This is a genomic window from Sulfitobacter sp. W027 (assembly GCF_025143985.1).
In the GTDB taxonomy this organism is placed as follows: Bacteria; Pseudomonadota; Alphaproteobacteria; order Rhodobacterales; family Rhodobacteraceae; genus Sulfitobacter.
The window spans coordinates 250643-273262 of the sequence record NZ_CP083567.1; the positions used below are offsets into that span (position 1 = coordinate 250643).

Here is a 22620-nt window from a genome sequence, read left to right on the forward strand (position 1 = left end):
AGCTTAAACAGTAAAAATGGGTCTGTTTTTCAAAAAAAATTTAAAGGAGCCTTCTGTTAGTGGGGATTTGTCACGTGAAGGCATTCAGCCTAGAAACGGACAATGTTTTAGGAGAAGTTTAAAATGGCCGGTTATCTTACGACCCATGTCCTTGACACTGCACTCGGTTGCCCCGCCAAAGGGTTGAAGATTGAATTGTTTCGCATCACGGGTGTTGAACGGCAATTGTTGAAAACGCTTCAGACGAATGACGACGGGCGTACTGACGAACAGATCCTGCCTGCAGCAGAGTTCGAAGTGGGCGAGTATGAATTGGTGTTCCACGCGGGCGCCTATCTGGATGCAAATGGCACGCCGCCTGAGGAACCTCGTTTTCTAAACGTCATACCGATCCGCTTCGGGATGTCCGAGCAATCGCACTACCACGTGCCCTTGTTGCTGTCTCCTTTCGGATATTCAACATATCGGGGAAGCTGAGACTTCCGCCCTCTGATCGCTTGGCTAGATTGTCGCTGCTATGCGATCGATCATGAACTCCATGAAAAGGCGCGTTTTCGGATCCTGTCTACGGCGATGCGTAAAGAGGCAGGCCATTTGGATCGGCTCCGGTGGCGTCTTCTCGGCGACTGGAACCAAAGCGCCGGTCCGCAAGTGTTCTGCAATCTCAAAAACGGGTTTCATGGCGACGCCATGTCCCGCCAGCGCCCAATCGGTGAGTACGTCCCCGTCATCTGACTCATAACGCCCCGCGACGCGAAACCGCTTTGGACCCTCCGCCGTCTTCAGCAGCCATCGAAATTCAGTGGCCCCCGGGAACCGAAGGCTCAGACATTCATGTCCGTCCGCAATCAGAGCGTTGCCGCTGTCAGGCATGCCACGCCGCGCGATATAGTCCGGTGAGGCGCATAGGACCCTTTCTACATCTGCGATTTTACGGATGCGCAGATTGCTGTCCTCGGGTTGTCCCAGAAAAAATGCCAAATCCAGACCTTCTGTGGTCAGGTCCACTTTCCGGTCTGTCAAACGCAACCTCACGCTGACCTCCGGATAGTCTTTCAGAAAGTTGGGGACCTGCGGCGCAATCAATCGTCGACCCACCCCCAAGGGAGCCGCCACATAGAGCGACCCTTTCAGGTTTTCTGTGATGTTGACGATTTGCGCCTCGGCGCTTTCGATGGCTTCGAGTATTTCAGTCGCGCCCCGATAGAACGACTTTCCCTGCTCGGTCGGAGAGAGGCTGCGTGTCGTTCGTTGGAAAAGTCTTACACCAAGCCGTTCTTCTAGCTGGGATATCCGTGACGACGTAACAGCTGGAGATATCCGCAGATCTCGCCCCGCGGCAGACATGCTGCCAAGTTCATAGACGCGCACGAAAGTGCGGATGTTATCGAAGTAGGACATTATTCTGTCTTTTTTGATGCTGCTTGGTCCTTTACGGCGATACCAGAACAAATCTGTCTCGCCTAGTGTGCAGGAAAATTCGAATCTTAGGAGGCAAGCCATGTACGATTTGGCAATTCTGTGGGACTGGATCGCGTTCAGCGTTCGCTGGCTACATGTGATCACTGCAATGGCGTGGATCGGTGCATCGTTCTACTTTATCGCTCTCGACCTGATGCTGAAACCAAACGACGCCCTGCCCGAAGGCGCCTATGGCGAAGAATGGGAAGTGCATGGCGGGGGCTTTTATCACACGGTCAAATATCTGGTGGCGCCCGCCCGGATGCCTGAGCACCTGACCTGGCACAAATGGCAAAGCTACAGCACCTGGTTGTCAGGGGCGGCACTCTTGATGATCATCTACTGGGTGGGCGGTGAATTGTTCCTGCTAGACCCCAGCAAGGCCGATATATCGCTGTTGCAGGGCATTCTGATCTCCGGCGGTTCCCTGACGATCGGCTGGCTGCTCTATGACGCGATGTGCAAATCCAGATTGGCCAACCACCCGACAGTTCTGATGCTGCTTTTGTTCGTGATCCTTGTGATCATGTCTTGGGGGTACAACCAGATTTTTACCGGTAGGGCGGCGTTGCTGCATCTCGGTGCTTTCACAGCGACGATCATGACCGCCAATGTGTTTTTCCAGATCATGCCCAACCAACGGGTTGTCGTCGAAGACCTCAAGGCCGGTCGGACGCCCGACGCGAAGTACGGCAAGATCGCCAAGGTGCGCTCGACGCACAACAACTACCTGACGTTGCCGGTGGTGTTCTTGATGCTGTCGAACCACTATCCGCTGGCTTTTGGAACTGAGTTCAGCTGGATCATCGCCAGCCTGATCTTTCTGACCGGGGTTACCATTCGCCACTACTTTAACACGATGCACAAAACCGGAACCGGCCCGCATTGGACTTGGGCAGTGACCGTGTTGCTGATGGTTTTAATCGCCTGGCTTTCTACCATCAGGACGGGTGAGACTTGGGAGGACGCGGAAGCCCGTGAGCTAACGGCGTACGAGCAGACCTATGCCGCTGCAAAGGGGTTTGAGAACGCCTACGACTCCGTCATTAGCAACTGCTCAATGTGCCATGCCCGAGAACCGGTCTGGGGCAATATGCAGTGGGCGCCGAAAGGTGTCTACCTCGAGACCCCGGGCGACGTAGCGCGTCATGCTGACCAGATCTATCTCCAAGCGGGCGTGAGCCATGCCATGCCCCCGCCAAACGCCGTACAAATGGACGAAGAAGCGCGACGCAGTATTGTCGCTTGGGTGCGCGAAGTGCGTAGCCAGTAGCGCTCCGCTTTCCGCTTTTTTTAAGGTTTGGGGGTATCGGCAGCGGGCCGTCACCACTGTAATAGCCCAACAGGCTTTGACGCAGCGCACCGGCTTTCCGCCTGACCAAAATCCGAGGATGAACGAGCTTGAGGTTCAGACGAAGAAGCGTTTGCTGTTTCGTGCGATGTGATCAACGAACAGACGGACCTTTGGGTCCTGAAGCTTTTTGTGAGGATACAGGCAGCCAAAAATGGTCGGTTTTGGCGGGGTGTGCGGCAATACTTCAACCAGCCTTCCCAATTTCAGATGTTCGCGCACGTCAAAGCGGGGTTTGTTGATGATCCCGCGCCCGGCCAGCGCCCAATCGGTCAGTACATCACCGTCATCGGCATCGAACCGCCCGCGAACCTCCAGTTTTCGGGGCCCCATATCGGTCTGAAGTGTCCAATAATACTCTGGTGACCTCGGATACCGGAGTAGAAGGCAGTTGTGAGCCTGATCGTGAAGATCGTCAGGCGTCGTTGGCGTTCCGCAGCGCGAAAGATAATCCGGAGAGGCACACAAGACCCGATCGCAATCCGCGAACTTTCGCAGCTTCATCGTGGAATCACTCGGCTCGCCGATAAAGAAAGCGATGTCGAGCCCATCGGCCATGATGTCTACCCTTCGGTCGGACAGCCGCATCCGAATCTCAGTATCGGGATAGGTATCAGAAAATTCTGGGACCAAGGGCGCAACTATTCGTCGCCCGACCCCAAGTGGTGCCGTGATGCGCAGGGTGCCCCGCGGGGCGTCGGAAAAGCTGGCGACCCGGGCCTCGGCATTATCCAAGGCCTGCAAAATAGCACGGGCCTCATCGTAGAATACGGTGCCAACTTCTGTCGGGGTTATTGAGCGCGTCGTCCTATTAAAAAGTCGCACGCCGAGATGTTTTTCAAGCTCTTTCAGACGCTTGCTTGCAACGGCAGGCGTCAATCTCAGATCCCGGCCACCCGAAGTTATGCTTCCCAGTTCCATCACGCGAACGAAGACGCGCAAGCTTTCGATATAAGACATACAGGCGATCCCCTCATCAGAGGAACATGCCCAAGCTCCAATTCATTTTCAACGATCTGTTGAAAGTATTTAGCGTTTCAGGTGATTTTTTTACCTAAACAACTGTGTCTATCGTAGCGGTGACGATCACAGCCAGACTGGCGATTGGGAGGCACCCCGTGGACTATCAACGCGACATCCGTTTCATCCTCAACGGCACAGAGATGTCTTTGGCCGACGTGTCAGCGAGCCAAACACTTCTCGATTTTCTTCGGCTCGACCGCCGCCTGACCGGGTCAAAGGAAGGCTGCGCCGAAGGCGATTGCGGCGCCTGCACCGTGCTTGTGGGCCGGCTTGGCAATGCCGGGCTGGTGTATGAACCGATCAATGCCTGCATTCGGTTTCTGGCCTCCCTCCACGGCTGCCATGTGGTCACGGTCGAGCATCTCTCCGGCCCAGAGGGTCGGTTGCACCCCGTCCAAGAAGCGATGGTTGAACACCACGGGAGCCAATGTGGCTTTTGCACGCCCGGATTTGTCATGTCGCTCTATGCGCTATGGATGCAGACGCCCGAACCGACGTCGCAAGAGGTCGAGACAGCCTTGCAGGGGAACCTTTGCCGCTGCACCGGCTACGAGCCGATTATGAAGGCAGCGGTGGCAGTGTCGCGCTATGGCACGCCATCGTCGGACCTGCTGAACGCCGAACGCGAAGATATAACGACGCGCTTGCAAGCGCTTCAATCTGGGAAACGCATCGTCTCTGGTCCCGAAGATAACTTAAGCATCATTCCGACTGACGTGGACGACCTGGCCGATTGCCTTTTAAGCTACCCGAACGCAACCATCGTCGCGGGGTCCACAGACGTCGGGCTATGGGTGACAAAGTTCCTACGGCAAATCGGACCGGCGATTTTTACCGGCCATTTGAACGCATTGAAAACAGTCGAACAACAGGGGGGTCAGCTGATAATCGGGGCTGGCGCCACCTACACCGATTGTCAGACCGTCCTGTCGGAGCACCTGCCACATCTTATCCCATACTGGAACCGGATCGCGGGATGGCAGGTGCGAAACATGGGCACGGTCGGGGGCAATATCGCGAATGGTTCTCCTATTGGCGATACCCCGCCCGTCCTAATCGCGCTTGGCGCCGAGATCACGCTTCGGCACGGCGATGCCCGTCGAAACATTCCCCTGGAGAAGTTTTTTATCGACTATGGCAAGCAGGATCGCGCAGCGGCGGAATTTGTCGAAAGCATTCAGGTTCCCCTGCCCGGCCCCAATGATTTGAACGCCGCCTACAAGATTTCCAAACGACGTGACGAGGATATCTCATCGGTAGCCGTGGGCATCCATATGACCGTCACCGGAAGCGTAATCAGCAATGCCCGCATTGCCTTTGGCGGCATGGCGGCAACACCTAAACGTGCGAAGGCCGCGGAAACTGCGCTGAACGGTCAGCGCTGGACGCGCGAAAACTTCGAGGCCGCGGCAGCAGCGCTGGCCAAGGATTTCGAACCGCTTACCGACTGGCGCGCGTCCTCGCAGTACCGGAAGCTCACGGCCCAGAACCTGCTGCGCCGTTTCTATCTTGAACAGGATGCGCAAAGCACTGCTCCCGTTCAGCTCATCAACGCTTAATGCAAGGAGACGCCAGAATGAAAGCCAACGTTTCCATCACCGGCACCGCTCACAGCGATCGCATTCATGACAGCGCGTCCAAACACGTTACGGGCGCGGCAGACTACACTGACGATATTGCACTGCCCGAGGGAACGTTTCATGCCTATCTAGGTGTCTCGGATATTGCCCATGCGACGCTTTTGGGCATCGACTATACGGATGTGCTGGCGACCCCCGGTGTGATCGGCGTTCTGACGGCAGACGATGTGCCGGGTATCAACGATCTGAGCCCTACCGGACTGAATGATGAGCCGGTTTTCCCCACCGATCTGATCCAATTTCATGGCCAACCGTTGTTTGCAGTGATCGCAAAGACACGCGACATTGCGCGGCGCGCCGCGGAAAAAGCCAAAATCAGTTACGATGTTTTACCTCATGCGCTTGATTCCATTCAGGCGCAACAGGCAGGATACCCGCATGTCACCCCTCCGCTGAAACTTGAACGTGGTGATGTCGATAGGGCGTTGGAATCTGCAAGCAATCGGATCAAGGGCAAGATCACTGTCGGCGGACAGGATCACCTGTATCTTGAAGGGCATATCGCCTTGGCCATTCCCGGGGAAGACGACGATATCATCTTGCATTCCTCCACGCAGCACCCGTCAGAGGCGCAGCATATGGTGGCGCAAGTTCTCGGTGTGCCCTCGAATGCCGTAGTGGTGAACGTGCGCCGCATGGGCGGCGGGTTCGGCGGCAAAGAAAGCCAGATGAACCTGTTCTGCGCCGTCGCCGCAATGGCGGCGAAAAAGTGGAACCGCGCCGTGAAAATTCGCCCCGATCGGGACCAAGACATGACGGCGACGGGTAAGCGCCATGATTTCGTGATTGATTATGACGTCTCTTTCGACGCGGCAGGACGCATCGAAGCGGTGAACAGCAGCTTTGCTGCACGCTGCGGTTTTTCGGCCGATCTGTCGGGGCCCGTGACCGACCGCGCCCTGTTTCACGCCGATAACGCCTATTTCTACCCGAATGTTCGGCTTGAAAGCCGCCCGATGAAAACAAACACTGTGTCCAACACAGCCTTTCGCGGCTTTGGCGGCCCGCAGGGGGTGGTGGCAGCGGAACGCATCATAGAAGAAATCGCCTATGCCATAGGTCAGGATCCACTGGATGTACGCAAGGCCAACTTCTATGGCGGCGAGGGGCGAGACCTAACGCCCTATCACCAGAAAGTCGAAGACAGCATTCTGGAACGGCTTGTCGGGGAGTTGGAAAACACCTCCGACTATCGCCAGCGCCGAAAGGATATCATTGCCTTCAATAAGACCTCGCCGGTGCTCAAAAAGGGGATTGCCCTGACCCCGGTCAAGTTCGGAATCTCCTTCACGGCGACGTGGTACAATCAGGCCGGCGCATTGGTGCATGTCTATAACGACGGGTCGATCCACCTGAACCATGGCGGCACCGAGATGGGTCAGGGGCTGAACACCAAAGTGGCGCAGATTGTCGCTGAGGCATTTCAGGTCGACTTTGAGCGGATCAAGATTACCAAGACCACCACTGAGAAAGTGCCGAACACGTCAGCGACTGCCGCTTCTAGCGGAACCGACCTGAACGGCATGGCCGCGCTCAACGCGGTAGAACAGATCAAGGCGCGGCTCGTCGAATTTGCGACAACAACTTGGGATGTTCCTGCAGAAGAGGTGACTTTCCACGCAAACAAAGTGTTCATCGGGAAAGATATCCTGACATTTGATGCCTTCATCAAACAGGCCTATCTCGCCCGCGTGCAGCTTTCGGCGGCTGGATTCTACAAGACACCAAAGATCCACTGGGACCGCAGCAAAGGCCAAGGGCGCCCGTTCTATTACTATGCCTATGGCGCGGCATGCTCTGAGGTGACAATCGATACGCTGACGGGCGAATATCGTGTTGAGCGCACAGACATCCTGCATGACGTGGGCCGGTCCCTTAATCCGGCACTTGATCGGGGTCAGGTTGAGGGCGCCTTCATCCAAGGCATGGGATGGCTTACCACCGAGGAATTATGGTGGGACGATGCCGGACGGCTGCGGACCCATGCGCCCTCCACCTACAAAATCCCCCTCGCGTCCGACCGCCCACGCATATTCAACGTGAACCTTGCCGACTGGTCGGAGAACCGCGAGTTGACCGTAAAGCGCTCCAAGGCCGTAGGAGAGCCGCCCTTCATGCTTGGCATTTCGGTCTTCGAAGCGCTGTCGATGGCCATCGCTTCGGCCGCCGACTACCAAGAGTGTCCGCGTCTTGATGCTCCAGCCACGCCGGAACGCGTGTTACTGGCCGTGGCACGGCTGCAGGCCGTGGGGTGAACCATGTCGAATAGCCCCGACTCTTTGAAAGAATTTCTCGCGACACATTCCTCGGTCATCCGCGTTGCGCTGACCCGTGTACGCGGCTCTTCGCCCCGGAACGAAGGCACTGAGATGTTTGTCTCTGCCCAAGCGCTTTGGGGAACGATCGGAGGTGGCCAGTTGGAATTTATGGCGATCCAAGCTGCACAGGACATGTTGCAGAGCGGAAATTTGGAGCGAGAGATGGACGTGCCGCTTGGCCCCGAAATCGGTCAATGTTGCGGGGGACGGGTAGAAATCCGCCTGATACGGATGCGGTCCTCGGACAAGCGCGCCGCAGGTGAACGCGCTCGCCAGACAGATGCGGCGCTGCCTCATGTCTATGTCATGGGTGCCGGTCATGTGGGGCGGGCATTGGCCGAGCTGTTTCAACATTTGCCCGTCAAATGCATCTTAATTGACGCCCGGCCTGAGGAGATCGCAAGGAACACGGCAGCGGTAGAGACCCGTATCAGCGTGCTGCCGGAGGCCGATATCTGGAACGCGCCAGCGGGCAGTGCCTTTATCGTTCTGACCCATGATCACGGGTTGGACTTTTTGTTGACCTCTGCCGCGTTGCAACGTGGCGATGCCTCATATGTCGGCATGATCGGCTCTGCCACCAAGCGCGCGAAGTTTAAAAGCTGGGCGCGCATGCATTGTGACGGCCAATCGATTGAACATTTAAATTGCCCTATCGGGGCATGCGGTAGCCGCGACAAGCGGCCCAGCGTCATTGCGGCCTTCGTGGTTGCCGAAGTGATCGCTGAATTGACCACTGAAACTGCCGCAACCGCCCCGATCGGGGCAATAGAAGCGCCCCCGGGGCGCGCATATCTGGGCCGAACGGGGAGACTGGCCTGACTGGCCAGAGGCGTTCCGCCCTATCAGTGGAGGAGACCGTCATGGACGGGAGGACTTATAGCTACAAGCTGTTTGCACGCAGCGATTTTAACGCTTTCTGGGCGTTATTTACCGATAACCTTGTGAACTTGCTGATCCTGACTGGGGTTTGCCAGTTCGTGTTCCAGATGCCGCCCGAGATCGTCTTTGGCCGCATCGTACCGGGCGCCGCGATCGCCATTTTGGCCGGTGTTGCGGTCTATACCTATTTGGCCAAATGGGCCGCCAACAAACAGGGAAAAGACGTGACAGCCCTGCCCTACGGCATCTCGACACCCGTGATGTTCGTCTATCTTTTCGGGGTCATCGGGCCCATTTACTGGGCCACGAACGACCCGTTGCTGGCATGGCAGGTCGGCATCGGTGCGGGCTTCATGGGTGGTATCGTGGCCGCTCTCGGGGCCATCGTCGGGCCATGGTTGAAAGAAATCACGCCGCGTGCGGGCATGCTGGGCACCCTATGCGGCATCGCTCTCGTGTTCATCGGCTCAGTGCCCTTGGCTCAAATCTTTGAAAGCCCGATCATTGCGTTCACCTCCCTGTTGTTCATCCTTTGGGGATTGATCGGACGTTTTCGCCTGCCCGGCAACCTGCCTGCCGGTCTGGTAGCAATCGCTGCCGGTACAATAATCGCTTTCGCCTTGGGTGAGTCCAAGTTTGACGTCAGCGGGATCGGGTTTTACCCCCCGGTTCCTTACATTGGCGACCTGATTGCCGGGGTTCAGTATCTGTTCGCGAACCCCGAACTTTTCCTCGTGCTGATCCCGGTGCAGATCTACAACTTCATTGAGACGATGAACAACGTGGAGTCTGCTGAAGCGGCGGGCGACCACTATCCGGTTGGCCTGTGTCAGGTTACCGATGGTGCGGGCACAATGCTGGGCGCCCTTTTTGGTTCGCCCTTTCCAACGACTGTCTACATCGGCCATCCGGCCTATAAACGGCTCGATGCACATGCGGGCTATATCATTGGTGTCGCTGTTGTCATCGCCGCTGCCGCCTTTGCCGGGCTCTTGTCGTTTCTGGCGGGTCTGATCCCCGTTGCTGCGGCTGCACCGGTTTTGGTTTTTGTTTCTGTCAGTCTCATCACCAATACGGCGTGGGCGGTGAAACCAATGCATATGGCCGCCGTATCCTTCGCCATCCTGCCGCATATCTCGGCGTTCTTGATGACCAAGTGGGGTTCGTTAATGAACGCATTGCGCAGTTCCGGTGTCGAGGGACTGCCTTCCTTAGGGGATGAAACCCTCACCGCCGCGCTTCTAATGGAAGGCGCGCATTACGAAGGTCATCTGGCGCTTAGTCAGGGGGCGATTATCACCGGTCTTGTCTGGGGTGCGATTGTCGCTGACACCATTGACGGGCGTTTCAAAATGGCAGGCGGCTTTGCAATCGCAGCGTCTTTGATGTCCTCGGTGGGGATCATTCATTCCTACAAGCTGCAACTGCCCCAGCTAGACCCAATCACCATAGGCTACCTGATCGTTGGTGCATTCATGTACCTTTATCCGATGGTCGCGCCGAAAGAAGATCTTGAGCGCCGCATCGTTGTGCCCGATGAACCCGACTTTCTGGACGAAGATATGCCCGCCCAACAGGCTTGACCAATAACGGGCAGCATCTCGCCGCCCACCCAAACTTTCCTTAAACTTGAGCACCCTATGACCCAAAAACTGCTTCGCGGTCGCCTTTTGACTTTTCATCGCGCGCCGCAAGATGGCTCTGATACCGAAGCATACACCTATCATGAGGATGCCGGTCTGTTGATCTGCGATGGCATCATTCAAGACAGTGGCCCTTTCGACGGTATATTGGCCAAAGCCCCGGATGCGCCGGTCACGGATCACCGCCCCAACTTAATGATGGCGGGCTTCATCGACACGCATATTCACTTTCCACAAGTGCAGGTGATCGCCTCATGGGGTTCGCAACTGCTGGATTGGCTCAACAATTACACATTCCCGGAAGAAACACGCTTTGCTTGCGAAAGCCACAGTGAACGCATGGCGCAGGCTTTCTTCGATCAGTTGATTGCCCATGGCACGACCAGCGCCGTCGCGTATTGTTCGGTTCACAAGACCTCGGCAGATGCATTTTTTTCAGAAGCGGCGCGCCGCAATATGCGGATGCTAGGCGGCAAGGTCTTGATGGACCGGAATGCGCCAGCCGAGCTTCGCGACACGTCGCAAAAAGGATATGACGAAACCAAAGCGTTAATTTCCGAATGGCACGGCAAGGGTCGGAACGGCTATGTGATATCGCCCCGCTTCGCCATTACGTCATCGCCAGAGCAGATGAAGATGGCGATGGCGCTCGCAGCAGAGCATCCCAATTGCCATATCCAAACCCATTTGTCCGAAAACAAGGACGAGATCGCCTTTACCAGAGAGTTATATCCGCAGGCGCATGACTATCTGGATGTCTACCAGTCCTATGGTCTGCTGCGGAACAACACACTGCTGGGTCACGCCATTCATCTTGAACCCAGAGAGATTGATGCCTTGGCAGAAACCGGCGCGCACCCCGTGTTCTGCCCGACCTCAAATCTCTTTCTGGGCAGCGGGTTGTTTGATCATCGCAAGCTAAGTGCCCGTGGAATTATGAACGGGATTGCGACAGACGTAGGCGCGGGCACAAGCTATTCGATGCTCCAAACCCTGAATGAGGGTTACAAGGTCCTGCAACTTCAAGGGCAGTCTCTACATCCGCTCCAAGCCTTCGATTGGGCAACAAGAGGCAATGCTAATGTTCTCGGTCTGGAGGACAAGATCGGTACATTGGCATCGGGGACGGAGGCAGATGTTGTGATCTTGAACTCTTCTGCCACAAGCGCAATGGCGCTGCGCATGGAGCGTGCAGAAAGTCTGGCGGAGGAGCTGTTCGTGCTGCAAATCATGGGAGACGACCGGGCTATTGAGGAGGTCTATGTGAGTGGTGTCGCGCAGAAGGTTGGTTTGGTTCAATCTAGAGAAGCATCGAGAAGCTAAATTTCTATAAGTATCGACTGGGTTAGGGAGTGTCATGAACTTTGTGTATCTGGCCTGGCCCATGCGGCTTTAGATACAGTCACGAATTGAAGCGATCCTCGAACATTATGGCGAAATGATTGCGGGCCGCAAACCATTCTCGAACATTCCGGCCGCCTTTCTCAAAGTTGCGGATCGCCAAGTAGATCAGCTTCGTGGCTGCGTCTTCGGTCGGGAACGATCCTCGCGTCTTGATCGATTTTCGGATTACCCGGTTCAAGCTTTCAATTGCGTTGGTGGTGTAGATGATTTTCCGGATGGCGGGATCAAAGGCAAAGAACGGGATCACTTCCTGCCAAGCCCTGCGCCAGGCCGGTGCGATGGAAGCATATTTCCCAGCCCATTTTTCCTCAAAGGCATCCAGCTCCAAGCCAGCTTGATCGGCTGTAGGGGCGCTGTAAATCCGCCGTAGATCAGCGGCCACTTCCTTGCGATCTTTCCAGGCACAGAAGTTCAACGAGTGGCGCACGAGATGGACAATGCACGTTTGCACGGCCGTGTCCGGAAAGGCTGCTGTGATGGCATCAGGGAAGCCCTTGAGACCGTCTACGACCGCAATCAGGATGTCGTGCAGCCCACGGTTCTTCAGCTCTGTCATCACCGAGAGCCAGAATTTGGCGCCCTCGTTGTCAGCGATCCAAAGACCAAGAACCTCGCGCACGCCATCCCTGCTGACACCAAGGGCCACGTAGACGGCTTTGTTCTTGACCATGCGGCTATCGGCGTCGCGGATCTTGACCCGTAGAGCGTCAAAAATGACGATGGGATACATCCGGTCCAGCGCCCGAGATTGCCACTCCCGAACCTCATCTAACACCGCATCTGTCACGCGGCTGATCAAGTCTGGCGAGACTTGCAGGCCATAGACGTCCTCAAGATGAGCACGGATATCGCGGACCGTCAGACCGGCGGCGTAAAGCCCGATAATCTTGTCATCCATCCCATCAATGCGGGTCTGTCCCTTCTTCACCAGTTCAGGCTCGAAGCTGCCGTCCCGGTCCCGCGGCACAGCGATAGGCAGTTCGCCGTCTTGCCCCTTCAATCTCTTGGCGGATGACCCGTTGCGACGGTTGGTCTGTTCAGGCGGGGCATCCTTGCCGTCTTCATAGCCCAGATGCGCCGTCAGCTCAGCACCGAGCATCCGCTCCATCAGCTTAATCTTAAGTTCTTTCATTAGCCCGGCATTGCCAAGCAGGTCTTCAGGCCGCTCGCAGCCCTTCAGTAGCTCGTCCAGCAGTTCCTTGGATATGGTCATCGTCCTTGCTCCTCTCAGGAAGCATGGACCAGATCGCAATTACACAGAAGATCGGACACTCTCCTGGGTTACGTTCCGACGTCCCCTTAATCCTGCATATTGGTGAGCCGTCGCGGAACCTTTCATGACAACGCGGTCGTTATCGGTTTCTTCAATTAGCTCATGCTCGAGCGGATCAGGCCGAGAACCTATCACACTTGCAAGGACGCAAGGCAGAACGCGTTCGACGACACCAAGACGTTCCACAAAACGAGGCGCAAGCACGCGGAACGGAACGCTGTCGGCAGTCGACTTCGAGAGACCGCAGCGACTAAAACAATAAGGCGTCCAAGGAACGCGGGGCATTTCAGTCGTCAGATTCTTTCCATCGCAAGAAGGCTTATTCCTTACCCCTGATACGTTTTAGAAGCACTAGGCGCCTTGGCAAAAACATCGTCAAAGCGTCGATTTAAGATACTCGAAATGACGCCGCGCCATGCCGCGATAGGATTTCCAGCCTTCCGCCGTGGCTTTGGCGACGTCATCGCTTAACACCGCCAAAGGCCTCCCAGATGAGAGGGCAAGTATCTGCGTTTGTGCGGCTTTCTCAAAAAAGTAGAGATCCTCAAAGGCATCCGCCACCGTGGGACCGGTCACTGTATTGCCGTGGTTCCGCATAACCAAAACAGTATTTTTTCCCATTGCTTGCGCGAGGTGGGCTCCCTCCTCAGCACTGTCGGAAATGCCGCCAAATTCCAGATCATATCCAACGCGGCCCCAAAAACGGGCAGTGTTGTTATCAATCGGTAGCAGTGTGGGGTCCTTCAGGCAGGCCAAAGCCGTCGCATAGGGTGAATGACAATGCAGGATCACGCGCGCTGCGGGGATTTCCCGGTGCAATGTACCATGGACCGCCCATGCCGAAGGGTCAGGTGCATTGTCGCCCAACATTGTTTGGTCATCATCCACATCCAGCAGAAGCAAGTCGTCGGGATTGATCGTTGCGAAATGCTGCCAGCATGGGTTCAGCAAGAATTGCCGCCCGTCTTCAGACACAGCCGCGCTGAAGTGGTTGCCGACAGATTCGCTCCATCCAAATTGATGGCATAGCCGAAACGCGGCGGCGAGGTCTGTTCGCAGCGCTGCTGTTGTGTCAATTTCTGTATGTATATTCATGATTTGAACCGCCCTTCGGACACTAGAGACCGATAGGTCGACCGCATTTCGGCCCTGTCTGTATACGTGCCGCGCAAATAACGCTCACCGCTTGTCGCAGAGTATGCGGCCCGTCCATGCACGATGCGGTGGTTGTCAAATACGATACACTCCGTCGCTTGGAGCGTGAATTTCATGATGTATTTATCGTTCTGCAACAGCTTTCCGAACCGACAGAATGCGGGGTAATAGGTTTCCAACAGATCCTGCGGCAGGTCGATCAAATCCAGCATATGCTGGCTGATCGTCAGGCCTGACACCGCGCCATTCTGGTCAAGCTCAATGACGCGTTGATAGCTGCGCATGTCATAATTATCGTGTTCGCAGTAAAACGGTATTTCGATTTCCGACAAGAGCTTGAAACCTTCCGGGTCAATGTCACGGAAGTCATTGGCCGCTGCAACCCCATCCCCGAACAGGTTCAAACCCCCCTTTACGCTGTTAGCGCGCATGTGCAGATATTGAATGCCGGGCGCGGCCTCCTCTGCGGGGACATCTGTGTGTAATTCGAGGGCCGCAGCGGTATAGGCGCTATTGGTCGGATTGATATGCGTTCGCACATCGAAGTAATCCCCAAAGAAGGTCGGGCGCACAGTCCCCGCCAAGTTCGCGAGGTCAGTGAGCGCTGCATCTGTGTCGGGCATATGGGTCACGATTGAGATTCCTTCAACGATCATCGCCTCAAGCCATGCCGTCCGCTTGGTTCGATCTGTCTTCAACTCGTCGAGGGTGAAACGAGCTACATCTGCCAAGTGGTCTCCGAACCACGGTTTGCGGGACAAATCGGCGGGGTCGGGCCGTGCCGTCCCGTTTGCATATGTCTCCAACGTTGCCAGTGGCATACGTGTCACATGGTCTTCGTCTGCCCATGTGATCACCAAGTTCTCGCCTTCAACCTGCGCAGCACGCGCCCGCGGAGGGAGGCTTAGATGAAAGATATCAAATGTGCGCTCACGCGTGACGCTGTTGAAGGACGTCGGGCAGTTATCGCGCAGCCAATAGTAGTTGAAATAGGCCATTTCCGCACCTGACAGGGCAATACGAAGGCCATTTTCGCCTAATATAACATGGGTCGGGGGAGAGGTTTGTATATTCATAATGTGGTCCCTAAGGAAGGTGACGTACTCCTTTGAATTCTACCGAAATAGACCTTTCAAAAAAGCTGCAAAAATCGGAACATAAGTTAACACAGGAGTTAACTTATGCCTGACCGATCTTTCCTTCATGCGCTTGAAACGCTGGAATTGGTGTGTCGCTTGGGCTCAATGCAGAAAGCGGCGGCGCGTTTGAACGTTTCGCCACCCGCAATCACCCGTGCAATTCGGCTGCTGGAAGCCGATGTCGGTGCTGCTCTCATGGATCGCAGCACAAAGCCTGCGCGTCCCACCGAAGCAGGCGAAAGACTGGCACGCGCCACGCGCAACGGCTTGGCCTTGATCGAAGACACCATCGCCGACATCCGCGACGAGAACAGCAGCAACGACCGCCACGTTACCTTGGCCTGCACGATCGGTATGGCGACCTACTGGCTCATGCCGCGCCTGCCAGATTTCTATGCCAAACACCCGACGATCACGGTAAATGTCCAAGCGCCTCCGCTCGACCGCCCTGTGCTTTCGCGCGGCATTGATATTGCGCTGCGCTACGGCACCGGGGATTGGCAGGGCGAGACCATCAAACTTTTTGACGAACGCGTTTGCCCGGTGGGTCGGCCAGAAGTGATTGAACAAGCGCTTAAAGACGGCGGGCTGTCGCGAGCGTGGCTTATCGATGTGCGTTCAACGGCGCAGCACTGGCTCGGATGGTCGGATTACCTCAAGGCCTCGGGTGAGACCTGCAAGCTTGAGGGTGAGGTGTTCGACAATTACATTCACGCCGTGCAGGCCACGCTGGATGGCCGAGGGCTAATGCTTGGATGGAAGTCCATCACGGCAGACTATGTCAATGACGGCACATTTGCCTCGTGGCCCGGAGGCGGCAAAGATTTCGGAACGGGCTATTTCATTTCGTGGTCTAAAAGGGGGGGCCGAAAAGAGGCGGCTCAATCTTTCGTTGAGTGGGCTGTCGACGTAGCACGAGAGCAATAGCCGCCGTACGTTTCCGTTAACCTTGTCCCCGAAGGCTTTGCCATCTCTAATCCGGCTTAACCCGCGCTGGTATCAGCCACGCCGATTGGGCTGACCACATTAGCGTCCTTTCCAAACAGGATCCCGTTTCTCTGCAAAGGCGCGCGCCCCTTCGGCGTTATCCTCAGACCCATAGAGGACATCGACAGTCTTTAGCTGTCGCTTGGTGATGCGGTTCATGGCATCCTGAAATTTGCTATCTTCTGCATCCCGCACGATTTCCTTGATCGCGGCAAACACCAGTGGCGGACCGGAGGCCAGCCGGCGGGCCAGTTCCCACGCCTGCGCCATCAGATCTTCCGCCGCGTGGATGCGATTCACAAACCCCCAGCGGTGGGCTTCTTCGGCGTCCAGCCAGCGGCCTGTAAAGAGCATCTCCATTGCGATGTGGTATGGGATGCGCTTTGGTAATTTGATCGACGCGGCATCAGCCACCGTGCCTGAGGTGATTTCGGGCAAGGCAAAACTTGCATGATCTGCCGCCAAGATAATATCGGCGGACAGGGCCAATTCCAGCCCGCCACCGCAACAAATACCGTTCACCGCAGCGATCACTGGCTTGTTCATATCGCGCAATTCCTGCAGGCCACCAAAGCCGCCAACGCCGTAATCGCCATCCACCTCGTCACCCTCGGCGGCGGCTTTCAAATCCCATCCCGGGCAGAAAAATTTTGAGCCTTCCCCTGTGACAATTGCCACGCGCAAATCAGGGTCATCGCGGAACGCAGCAAAGGTTTCACCCAGAACACGGCTCGTTTGCAGATCAATTGCATTCGCCTTTGGGCGATCCAAAGTGATCTCAAGGACGGCACCTTCTCGACGCGTTTTAACGGGACTTGTCATGTTGTTCCTTTCACCAAAAGCGCATCGGCGATGATCGCCCGGTCTTTTGTACAGATGAGTGGATTGATTTCGATTTCGGCGATCTCGTCGGCATGGTCAGTGACAAAGTTTTGCAGCCTTAGGACAGCGTCAGCAATGGCATCTATGTTGGCTGGTTCACCACCGCGAAAGCCATCTAACAGGGGGGTTATCTTTAATTGCCCCAACGCATGGCGAATATCGGCATCCGTGGTGGGCAGCAGCAAGGATTGACCGTCTTCAAGAATTTCCGTCAGCGTCCCCCCCGCGGCCAAAGTCAGGACAAATCCATGGGCAGGGTCCGCGACGACGCCAATCAACAACTCTGCGACGGTGCCGGTAATCATTTCTTCTACTAGGAAGGTTTTGGCCTGCATCTCTTGCGCCGCCGCCCCGACTTGCGCTGCGTCCGCGAGGTTCAGTTTCACCGCGCCGGCCTCCGTTTTATGGGCGAGACCTTCGCCCTTTAGGACCACAGGAAAACCGATCTCTTCGGCGCAATTGACCACATCCACCCGCCCGACGCCTGCACGGCTTTTGGGGACATCCATGCCGTAGGTCGCGAGGGCCAGTTTGGCATCGCCTTCGATGACGGCGGCGGTGGTGGCAAAGCTCTGCGCGCGTAACAGGGGCTGATGTTCTAGGCTAACCGGCATGCGTGCTGCGTTGATCGCTTCAAGGGCCGTGCCAAAGTCGCACAGCGGCACAATCCCCGCGCCAAGCAGCCGTTTTGCAACCGCTTCGGGAAGATTTTCGACGATGGACCCGACCACCCCAAACGGGCGGCCCGTTTGGCGGGCCGCGTCCTCGATCGCCTCAATCGCAATCATCCAGTCATCGGCGGTGCAGCTGTCCAAGCGTGGGAAATCAAGCACCACAAGCGTCAGATCGATATCATCGCCTGTCATGGCCGCGAACACCGCCGTCATGGCCGCCTTATCACGCCAGATTTGCGTGTGGTAATCCAAAGGGTTTGCCAGATTGACCAGTGAACTGAGGTGCTGCGAAAGTGAATCTGTTTGCTCAGATGTCAGCGGTGGAAACGTCAGGCCATATTGCGCGGCGGTATCAGCCATGACGCTCGCCTCGCCGCCCGAACAACTTAAGGACGCAATTCGCGCCCCGGACAGGCGTCCATGGCAGTGAAACAGCTTCAATGTTTCAAGCAGTGCGGCGGGGGAGCCGACCCGCGCAATGTCCAGCCGCGCCAATACCGCATCCGAACCGGCGCTACTGCCAGCGAGCGAGGCCGTATGCGAAATGGTTGCCAGTTGCGATTCCTGCGAACGACCGACCTTCAACGCTACAATTGGTTTGCCCAACGCGCGCGAGAGTCGCGACAGCTCTTCAAACGCCGCGATGTCACCAAAGCTTTCGATATAAAGCCCAAGGGCCGTTACGCGGTCGTCGCGAATGACAGTTTGGGCGATACTGGCAAGCCCTTGTTGGGCCTGATTGCCTGCAGTGATGGTATAGGCGATGGGCAGCCCGCGTTGCTGCATCGTGAGATTAATCGCGATGTTGGATGACTGCGTCAGGATCGCCACACCGCTTTCAACGGGAACAAGTCCGTGTTGGTCCGGCCATAGTGCTACCCGATCCACGGCATTCAGAACCCCGTAGCAATTTGGCCCAAGGATGGGCATGTCACCCGCCGAGGCCAGCAGTTGGTCATTCAAAATCGCGCCGTCGGCTGTTTCTTTGAAACCACTGGCGAAACACACTGCGCCCCCTGCACCCATTTGGTTTAATTCGCCGATCAGACCGATGGTGGCAGTACGGTTCACACCGATAAACGTTGCATCCGGCGCTTCCGGTAAATCAGCGAGCGTATTGAAGGCTGGCAATCCACCGACAAGGTTCTTTTGGGGGTGAACGGGCCAAATCTGACCCTTAAAACCGATCTTCTGGTTCTGCTCGATCACGGAGTCACACCATGCCCCGCCACCGACCACGGCAATGGATCGCGGGCGCAGGAGGCGTTCAAGATCACTCATTCCCGCCGTCCTATGCGCCAAGGGGGCGCAAGAGTTCGCGGCTGATGATGTGGCGCTGGATTTCAGATGTCCCATCCCAAATCCGTTCGACCCGCGCATCACGCCAGAAGCGTTCAATGGGGAAATCATCCATCAAACCCATGCCGCCAAAGATTTGCAGCGTGGCATCCGTCACTCGCGCCAGCACTTCAGATGCGTAAAGCTTAGCACTGGCAATTTCGCGGTTGGCAGGCAGGCCCTGATCCAACCGCCATGCCGCTGCTAATGTCAGGTGCTCTGCCGCATCGATTTCGGTGATCATGTCGGCAAGCTGAAAGCTGATGCCCTGATATTTGCCAATCTGCTGACCAAACTGTTTGCGTTCAGCCGCGTAGTTCAACGCCATGTCAAAACAACGACGTGAGCGCCCCACCGACATCGTGGCGACCGTGATCCGCGTGGCGTAAAGCCATTCGTTCATCACTGCAAAGCCACCGTCAACCTCGCCAAGAACCTGTGCATCCGGCAGACGACAGTTGTCAAATTCGAGGATCATATTCTTGTAGCCACGGTGCGAGACAGATTTGTAGCCGTCACGAATGGTAAACCCGGGCGTGCCGCGGTCGACCAAGAACGTAGTGATGCGCTTTTTCGGGCCGCGCGGCGTGTCGTCTTCGCCTGTCGCCACAAAGACGATCACGAAATCCGCATGATCCGCGCCAGAGATAAAATGTTTGGTCCCGTTCAAAACCCAATCACCGCCTTCACGTTTGGCCGAACATTTCATGCCCCGCACATCAGACCCGGCATCGGGTTCGGTCATGGCCAAGGCATCCATCTTTTCGCCGCGGATTGCGGGGGTGAGGTAGCGTTCGATCTGGTCCTCTTTGCAGGCCATCAAGATATTCTGAGGCCGCCCAAAAAAGTGGTTCAACGCCATAGAGCCGCGCCCCAGTTCGCGTTCAACCAGCGCAAATTCAAGATGCGACAGGCCGGCCCCACCGACGCTTTCGGGGAAATTGCAGGCATAAAACCCAAGATCGATCGTCTTTTGTTTGATCGCTTGCGCAACGTCTTGGGGGACTTCGCCAGTGCGCTCTACCTCGGCCTCATGGGGGTAGATTTCGTTTTCGACGAAGGACCGCACGGTGGAGACGATCATCTCTTGTTCTTCAGTCAATCTAAAATGCATCAGGTAAGCTCCGGCTTCGGGAGGGCGGCTTGGGCCGCGATGATTGAGGCGAGCTTGTCACTGACATGCGGGGCAGGGTCGCAGGATTTGCGGGTTTCCAAACTGACGTGCAGAAGGAACTGATTGCAGGTTGCCACCACATCGCCAGCCGCGTTTTTCAGTTCATGGAACAGCCGCAGCTTTTTACCCGCACCCTCAAGAATCGTTGTGACCACGGTGACGTTGTCGCCCGCATGGCATTCATTGCGGAACTTGGTATGGGTATCGGCGGTAAAATAGCTGAAGCCGGATTTGATGTAGGCCGCATCGGCCCCGATCATTCTCATAAGTACGTCGGCCGCATCTGACCACAGCTGCCCATAGCGGCTTTCGTTCATGTGCCCGTTGTAATCCGTCCAATCAATCGGGATGGCGCGGGCGACAGTGATGATGGGTTTGGTAAAGTCTGGGTCAGCTTTGGCCTCAAGGCGGGCGTCATGCGCATTCAACAACGCTCCTGCGCCCCAATCACGGCCTTTCAGGGATCGCATCATCGACACCAGATTGTCATCGCGGATGTGTTCAAGTTCGCGGATCGTATATGCGCCTGATTGCTCATCCGATTGGCTGGCGATCATCTGTACCAATTCATCGGTAAGCTCAGGCACATCCATCAATTTGGTCCAAGGCCATTGCAGGCAGGGCCCGAACTGTTCGATGAAATGGGCCATCCCAGCTTCCCCGCCCGCAACGCGGTAGGTCTCAAACAGGCCCATCTGCCCCCACCGCAGACCAAAACCAAACCGGATCGCATCATCAATTTCTTCGGTCGTGGCGATCCCGTCTTTGATCAGCCAAAGCGCCTCGCGCCAGACCGCCTCGAGAAAGCGATCGGCAACATGTGCGTCGATTTCCTTGCGCACCTTCAGGGGCTTCATGCCGATCTCAGCAAGCACCGCATGTGCGCGCGTGGTCGTGGCATCGTCACCGACCAGCTCGATCAGCGGCAGCAAATAGACAGGGTTGAACGGGTGCGCGACGAAAATCTGACCTGGCCGCAGCGCCCCTTGCTGAAGCTCAGACGGTTTAAACCCTGACGTTGACGACCCGATTAGCGCGTCTTTGTGACAATGGGTCTGGATCTCGTTAAAGATCTTGTGCTTCATCTCAAGCCGTTCCGGCGCGCTTTCTTGGATCCAGTCTGCACCTGCGACGGCTTCGGCAATTGTGGGGACGATTTTAAACTGCCCCTCGGGCGGCAATGCGACCTCGGACAAGGCGGGCAGGGACCGGCGCGCGTTCGCCATGACTTCGCTAATTTTGCGTTCGGCTTCGGGATCAGGGTCAAAAATCGCGACCTCCCATCCAGACAAGGCAAACCGCGCGGCCCAGCCGCCGCCAATGACGCCACCGCCGATGATTGCTGCTGTTTTGGTCATCGGGGTGCCTGCTTTGTCAGGCCAAGCTTTTTGCGCACGGCATCAGGGCCCATAATCGTGGCCCCCAAATTTTCGATGATCGACACGGCACGCGAAACAAGCGCCTCATTGGTGGCGAGTTCGCCTTTGCCGAGCCACAGGTTATCTTCAAGCCCAACGCGCACATGCCCCCCTGCCAAGACGGATGCGGCCACATAGGGCATCTCATCCCGGCCAATGGAAAACGCGGACCAGTTCCAGTCGGCGGGGACATTGTTGACCATTGCCATGAAGGTGTTCAGGTCATTGGGGGCGCCCCACGGAATGCCCATGCACAGCTGCACCAAGGCGGGCGAGGACAATACGCCATCTTTAACCAGTTGTTTCGCATACCAAAGGTGCCCCGTATCAAAGGCCTCAATCTCCGGCTTCACGCCGAGCTCTTCCATACGCGCGCCCATCGTCATTAGCATGCCGGGCGTGTTGGTCATCACATAGTCGGCTTCGGCAAAGTTCATCGTGCCACAATCGAGGGTGCAAATTTCGGGGAGGCAGTCTTCGATATGCACCAACCGTTCTTCGGCGCTGACCATGTCGGTGGCGTCATTCAGCGGCAGTGGTGCGGACGGCGGGCCAAATACCATGTCGCCGCCCATGCCTGCGGTAAGGTTCAAGACCACATCGACATCAGCATCGCGGATGCGGTCAGTCACTTCGCGGTAGAGTTTCGGATCACGTGAGGGAACGCCGGTTTCAGGGTCGCGTACATGGCAATGCACAATCGCTGCGCCCGCCTTGGCAGCGGCGATGGCCGAATTGGCAATCTGCTCAGGGCTGCGGGGAACATGGGGTGAGCGATCTTGGCTGCTGCCAGATCCGGTCACCGCGCAGGTGATGAAAACATCACGGGTCATGTGCAGGGGCATTTTAATATCCTCT

Annotated in this window: 18 protein-coding genes; 8 read left to right on the forward strand and 10 right to left on the reverse strand. The window is 56.4% G+C overall.

The features are described from left to right. Nucleotides 1-123: 123 nt before the first annotated feature. Entirely contained in the window at nt 124-477 is a 354-nt protein-coding gene (gene uraH, locus K3759_RS19715) for a hydroxyisourate hydrolase (protein ID WP_259986351.1), read from the forward strand. A gap of 24 nt (nt 478-501) precedes the next feature. On the opposite strand, the gene K3759_RS19720 is transcribed toward uraH, so the two are convergent. Further along, a complete protein-coding gene (locus K3759_RS19720; RefSeq protein WP_259986353.1) occupies nt 502-1401 on the reverse strand; it encodes a LysR family transcriptional regulator in 900 nt (299 codons plus the stop codon). Nucleotides 1402-1501: 100 nt separating this feature from the next. On the opposite strand from K3759_RS19720, the gene K3759_RS19725 reads away from it, so the two are divergent. Beyond that, nucleotides 1502-2734 carry a urate hydroxylase PuuD gene (locus K3759_RS19725; protein ID WP_259986355.1) on the forward strand — a complete coding sequence of 411 codons (1233 nt, stop codon included), beginning with the start codon at nt 1502-1504 and terminating at the stop codon, nt 2732-2734. A 135-nt stretch (nt 2735-2869) separates the two neighbouring features. Here the strand turns inward: K3759_RS19725 and K3759_RS19730 are convergent, their stop codons facing one another. Beyond that, nucleotides 2870-3772 (reverse strand): LysR family transcriptional regulator, encoded by a 903-nt coding sequence (locus K3759_RS19730; RefSeq protein WP_259986357.1) that lies wholly within the window; start codon nt 3770-3772, stop codon nt 2870-2872. A gap of 158 nt (nt 3773-3930) precedes the next feature. On the opposite strand from K3759_RS19730, the gene xdhA reads away from it, so the two are divergent. Genes xdhA through guaD form a run of 5 tightly spaced genes read left to right on the forward strand, consistent with a single transcriptional unit; the run spans nt 3931 to nt 11641 of the window. Then, nucleotides 3931-5394 carry a xanthine dehydrogenase small subunit gene (gene xdhA, locus K3759_RS19735; protein WP_259986360.1) on the forward strand — a complete coding sequence of 488 codons (1464 nt, stop codon included), beginning with the start codon at nt 3931-3933 and terminating at the stop codon, nt 5392-5394. A gap of 17 nt (nt 5395-5411) precedes the next feature. Beyond that, nucleotides 5412-7730: a xanthine dehydrogenase molybdopterin binding subunit gene (xdhB, locus tag K3759_RS19740; protein WP_259986361.1), complete on the forward strand. Its 2319-nt coding sequence runs from the start codon at nt 5412-5414 to the stop codon at nt 7728-7730. Nucleotides 7731-7733: 3 nt separating this feature from the next. After that, the gene (gene xdhC, locus K3759_RS19745) at nt 7734-8615 is read left to right on the forward strand and encodes a xanthine dehydrogenase accessory protein XdhC (RefSeq protein WP_259986362.1); all 882 of its coding nucleotides are present in this window, start codon (nt 7734-7736) and stop codon (nt 8613-8615) included. Nucleotides 8616-8656: 41 nt separating this feature from the next. Next, on the forward strand, nt 8657-10258 hold the full coding sequence (locus K3759_RS19750) for a xanthine/uracil/vitamin C permease (RefSeq protein WP_259986363.1): 1602 nt from the start codon (nt 8657-8659) through the stop codon (nt 10256-10258). A 57-nt stretch (nt 10259-10315) separates the two neighbouring features. Beyond that, nucleotides 10316-11641, forward strand: a complete 1326-nt coding sequence (guaD, locus tag K3759_RS19755; protein ID WP_259986364.1) for a guanine deaminase — start codon at nt 10316-10318, stop codon at nt 11639-11641. A 79-nt stretch (nt 11642-11720) separates the two neighbouring features. Here the strand turns inward: guaD and K3759_RS19760 are convergent, their stop codons facing one another. The 3 genes from K3759_RS19760 to K3759_RS19770 all read right to left on the reverse strand — a co-directional run bounded on the left by K3759_RS19760 (nt 11721) and on the right by K3759_RS19770 (nt 15226). Further along, complete coding sequence (locus K3759_RS19760; RefSeq protein ID WP_259985886.1) at nt 11721-12935, reverse strand: IS256 family transposase; 1215 nt, start codon at nt 12933-12935, stop codon at nt 11721-11723. A 435-nt stretch (nt 12936-13370) separates the two neighbouring features. After that, nucleotides 13371-14090 carry a class II aldolase/adducin family protein gene (locus K3759_RS19765; RefSeq protein WP_259986365.1) on the reverse strand — a complete coding sequence of 240 codons (720 nt, stop codon included), beginning with the start codon at nt 14088-14090 and terminating at the stop codon, nt 13371-13373. Beyond that, on the reverse strand, nt 14087-15226 hold the full coding sequence (locus K3759_RS19770) for a TauD/TfdA family dioxygenase (protein WP_259986366.1): 1140 nt from the start codon (nt 15224-15226) through the stop codon (nt 14087-14089). The genes K3759_RS19765 and K3759_RS19770 overlap by 4 nt, the downstream gene beginning before the upstream one ends. Before the next feature lie 105 nt (nt 15227-15331). Here K3759_RS19770 and K3759_RS19775 point away from each other — a divergent pair, with 105 nt between their 5' ends. Beyond that, nucleotides 15332-16216, forward strand: coding sequence for a LysR family transcriptional regulator (locus K3759_RS19775; protein WP_259986367.1), 885 nt, complete (start codon nt 15332-15334; stop codon nt 16214-16216). A gap of 99 nt (nt 16217-16315) precedes the next feature. On the opposite strand, the gene K3759_RS19780 is transcribed toward K3759_RS19775, so the two are convergent. From K3759_RS19780 to K3759_RS19800, 5 genes are read right to left on the reverse strand one after another with little or no spacing between them, the layout of a single operon-like run. Continuing rightward, complete coding sequence (locus K3759_RS19780; RefSeq protein WP_259986368.1) at nt 16316-17098, reverse strand: carnitinyl-CoA dehydratase; 783 nt, start codon at nt 17096-17098, stop codon at nt 16316-16318. Next, nucleotides 17095-19113 carry an acetate--CoA ligase family protein gene (locus K3759_RS19785; RefSeq protein WP_259986370.1) on the reverse strand — a complete coding sequence of 673 codons (2019 nt, stop codon included), beginning with the start codon at nt 19111-19113 and terminating at the stop codon, nt 17095-17097. Before K3759_RS19785 ends, K3759_RS19780 begins: the two co-directional genes overlap by 4 nt. Before the next feature lie 10 nt (nt 19114-19123). Further along, nucleotides 19124-20284 (reverse strand): acyl-CoA dehydrogenase family protein, encoded by a 1161-nt coding sequence (locus tag K3759_RS19790; protein WP_259986371.1) that lies wholly within the window; start codon nt 20282-20284, stop codon nt 19124-19126. Then, entirely contained in the window at nt 20284-21702 is a 1419-nt protein-coding gene (locus K3759_RS19795; RefSeq protein WP_259986372.1) for a carnitine 3-dehydrogenase, read from the reverse strand. Before K3759_RS19795 ends, K3759_RS19790 begins: the two co-directional genes overlap by 1 nt. After that, a complete protein-coding gene (locus K3759_RS19800; RefSeq protein WP_259986373.1) occupies nt 21699-22607 on the reverse strand; it encodes a 3-keto-5-aminohexanoate cleavage protein in 909 nt (302 codons plus the stop codon). The genes K3759_RS19795 and K3759_RS19800 overlap by 4 nt, the downstream gene beginning before the upstream one ends. Between the last annotated feature and the right edge of the window lie 13 nt (nt 22608-22620).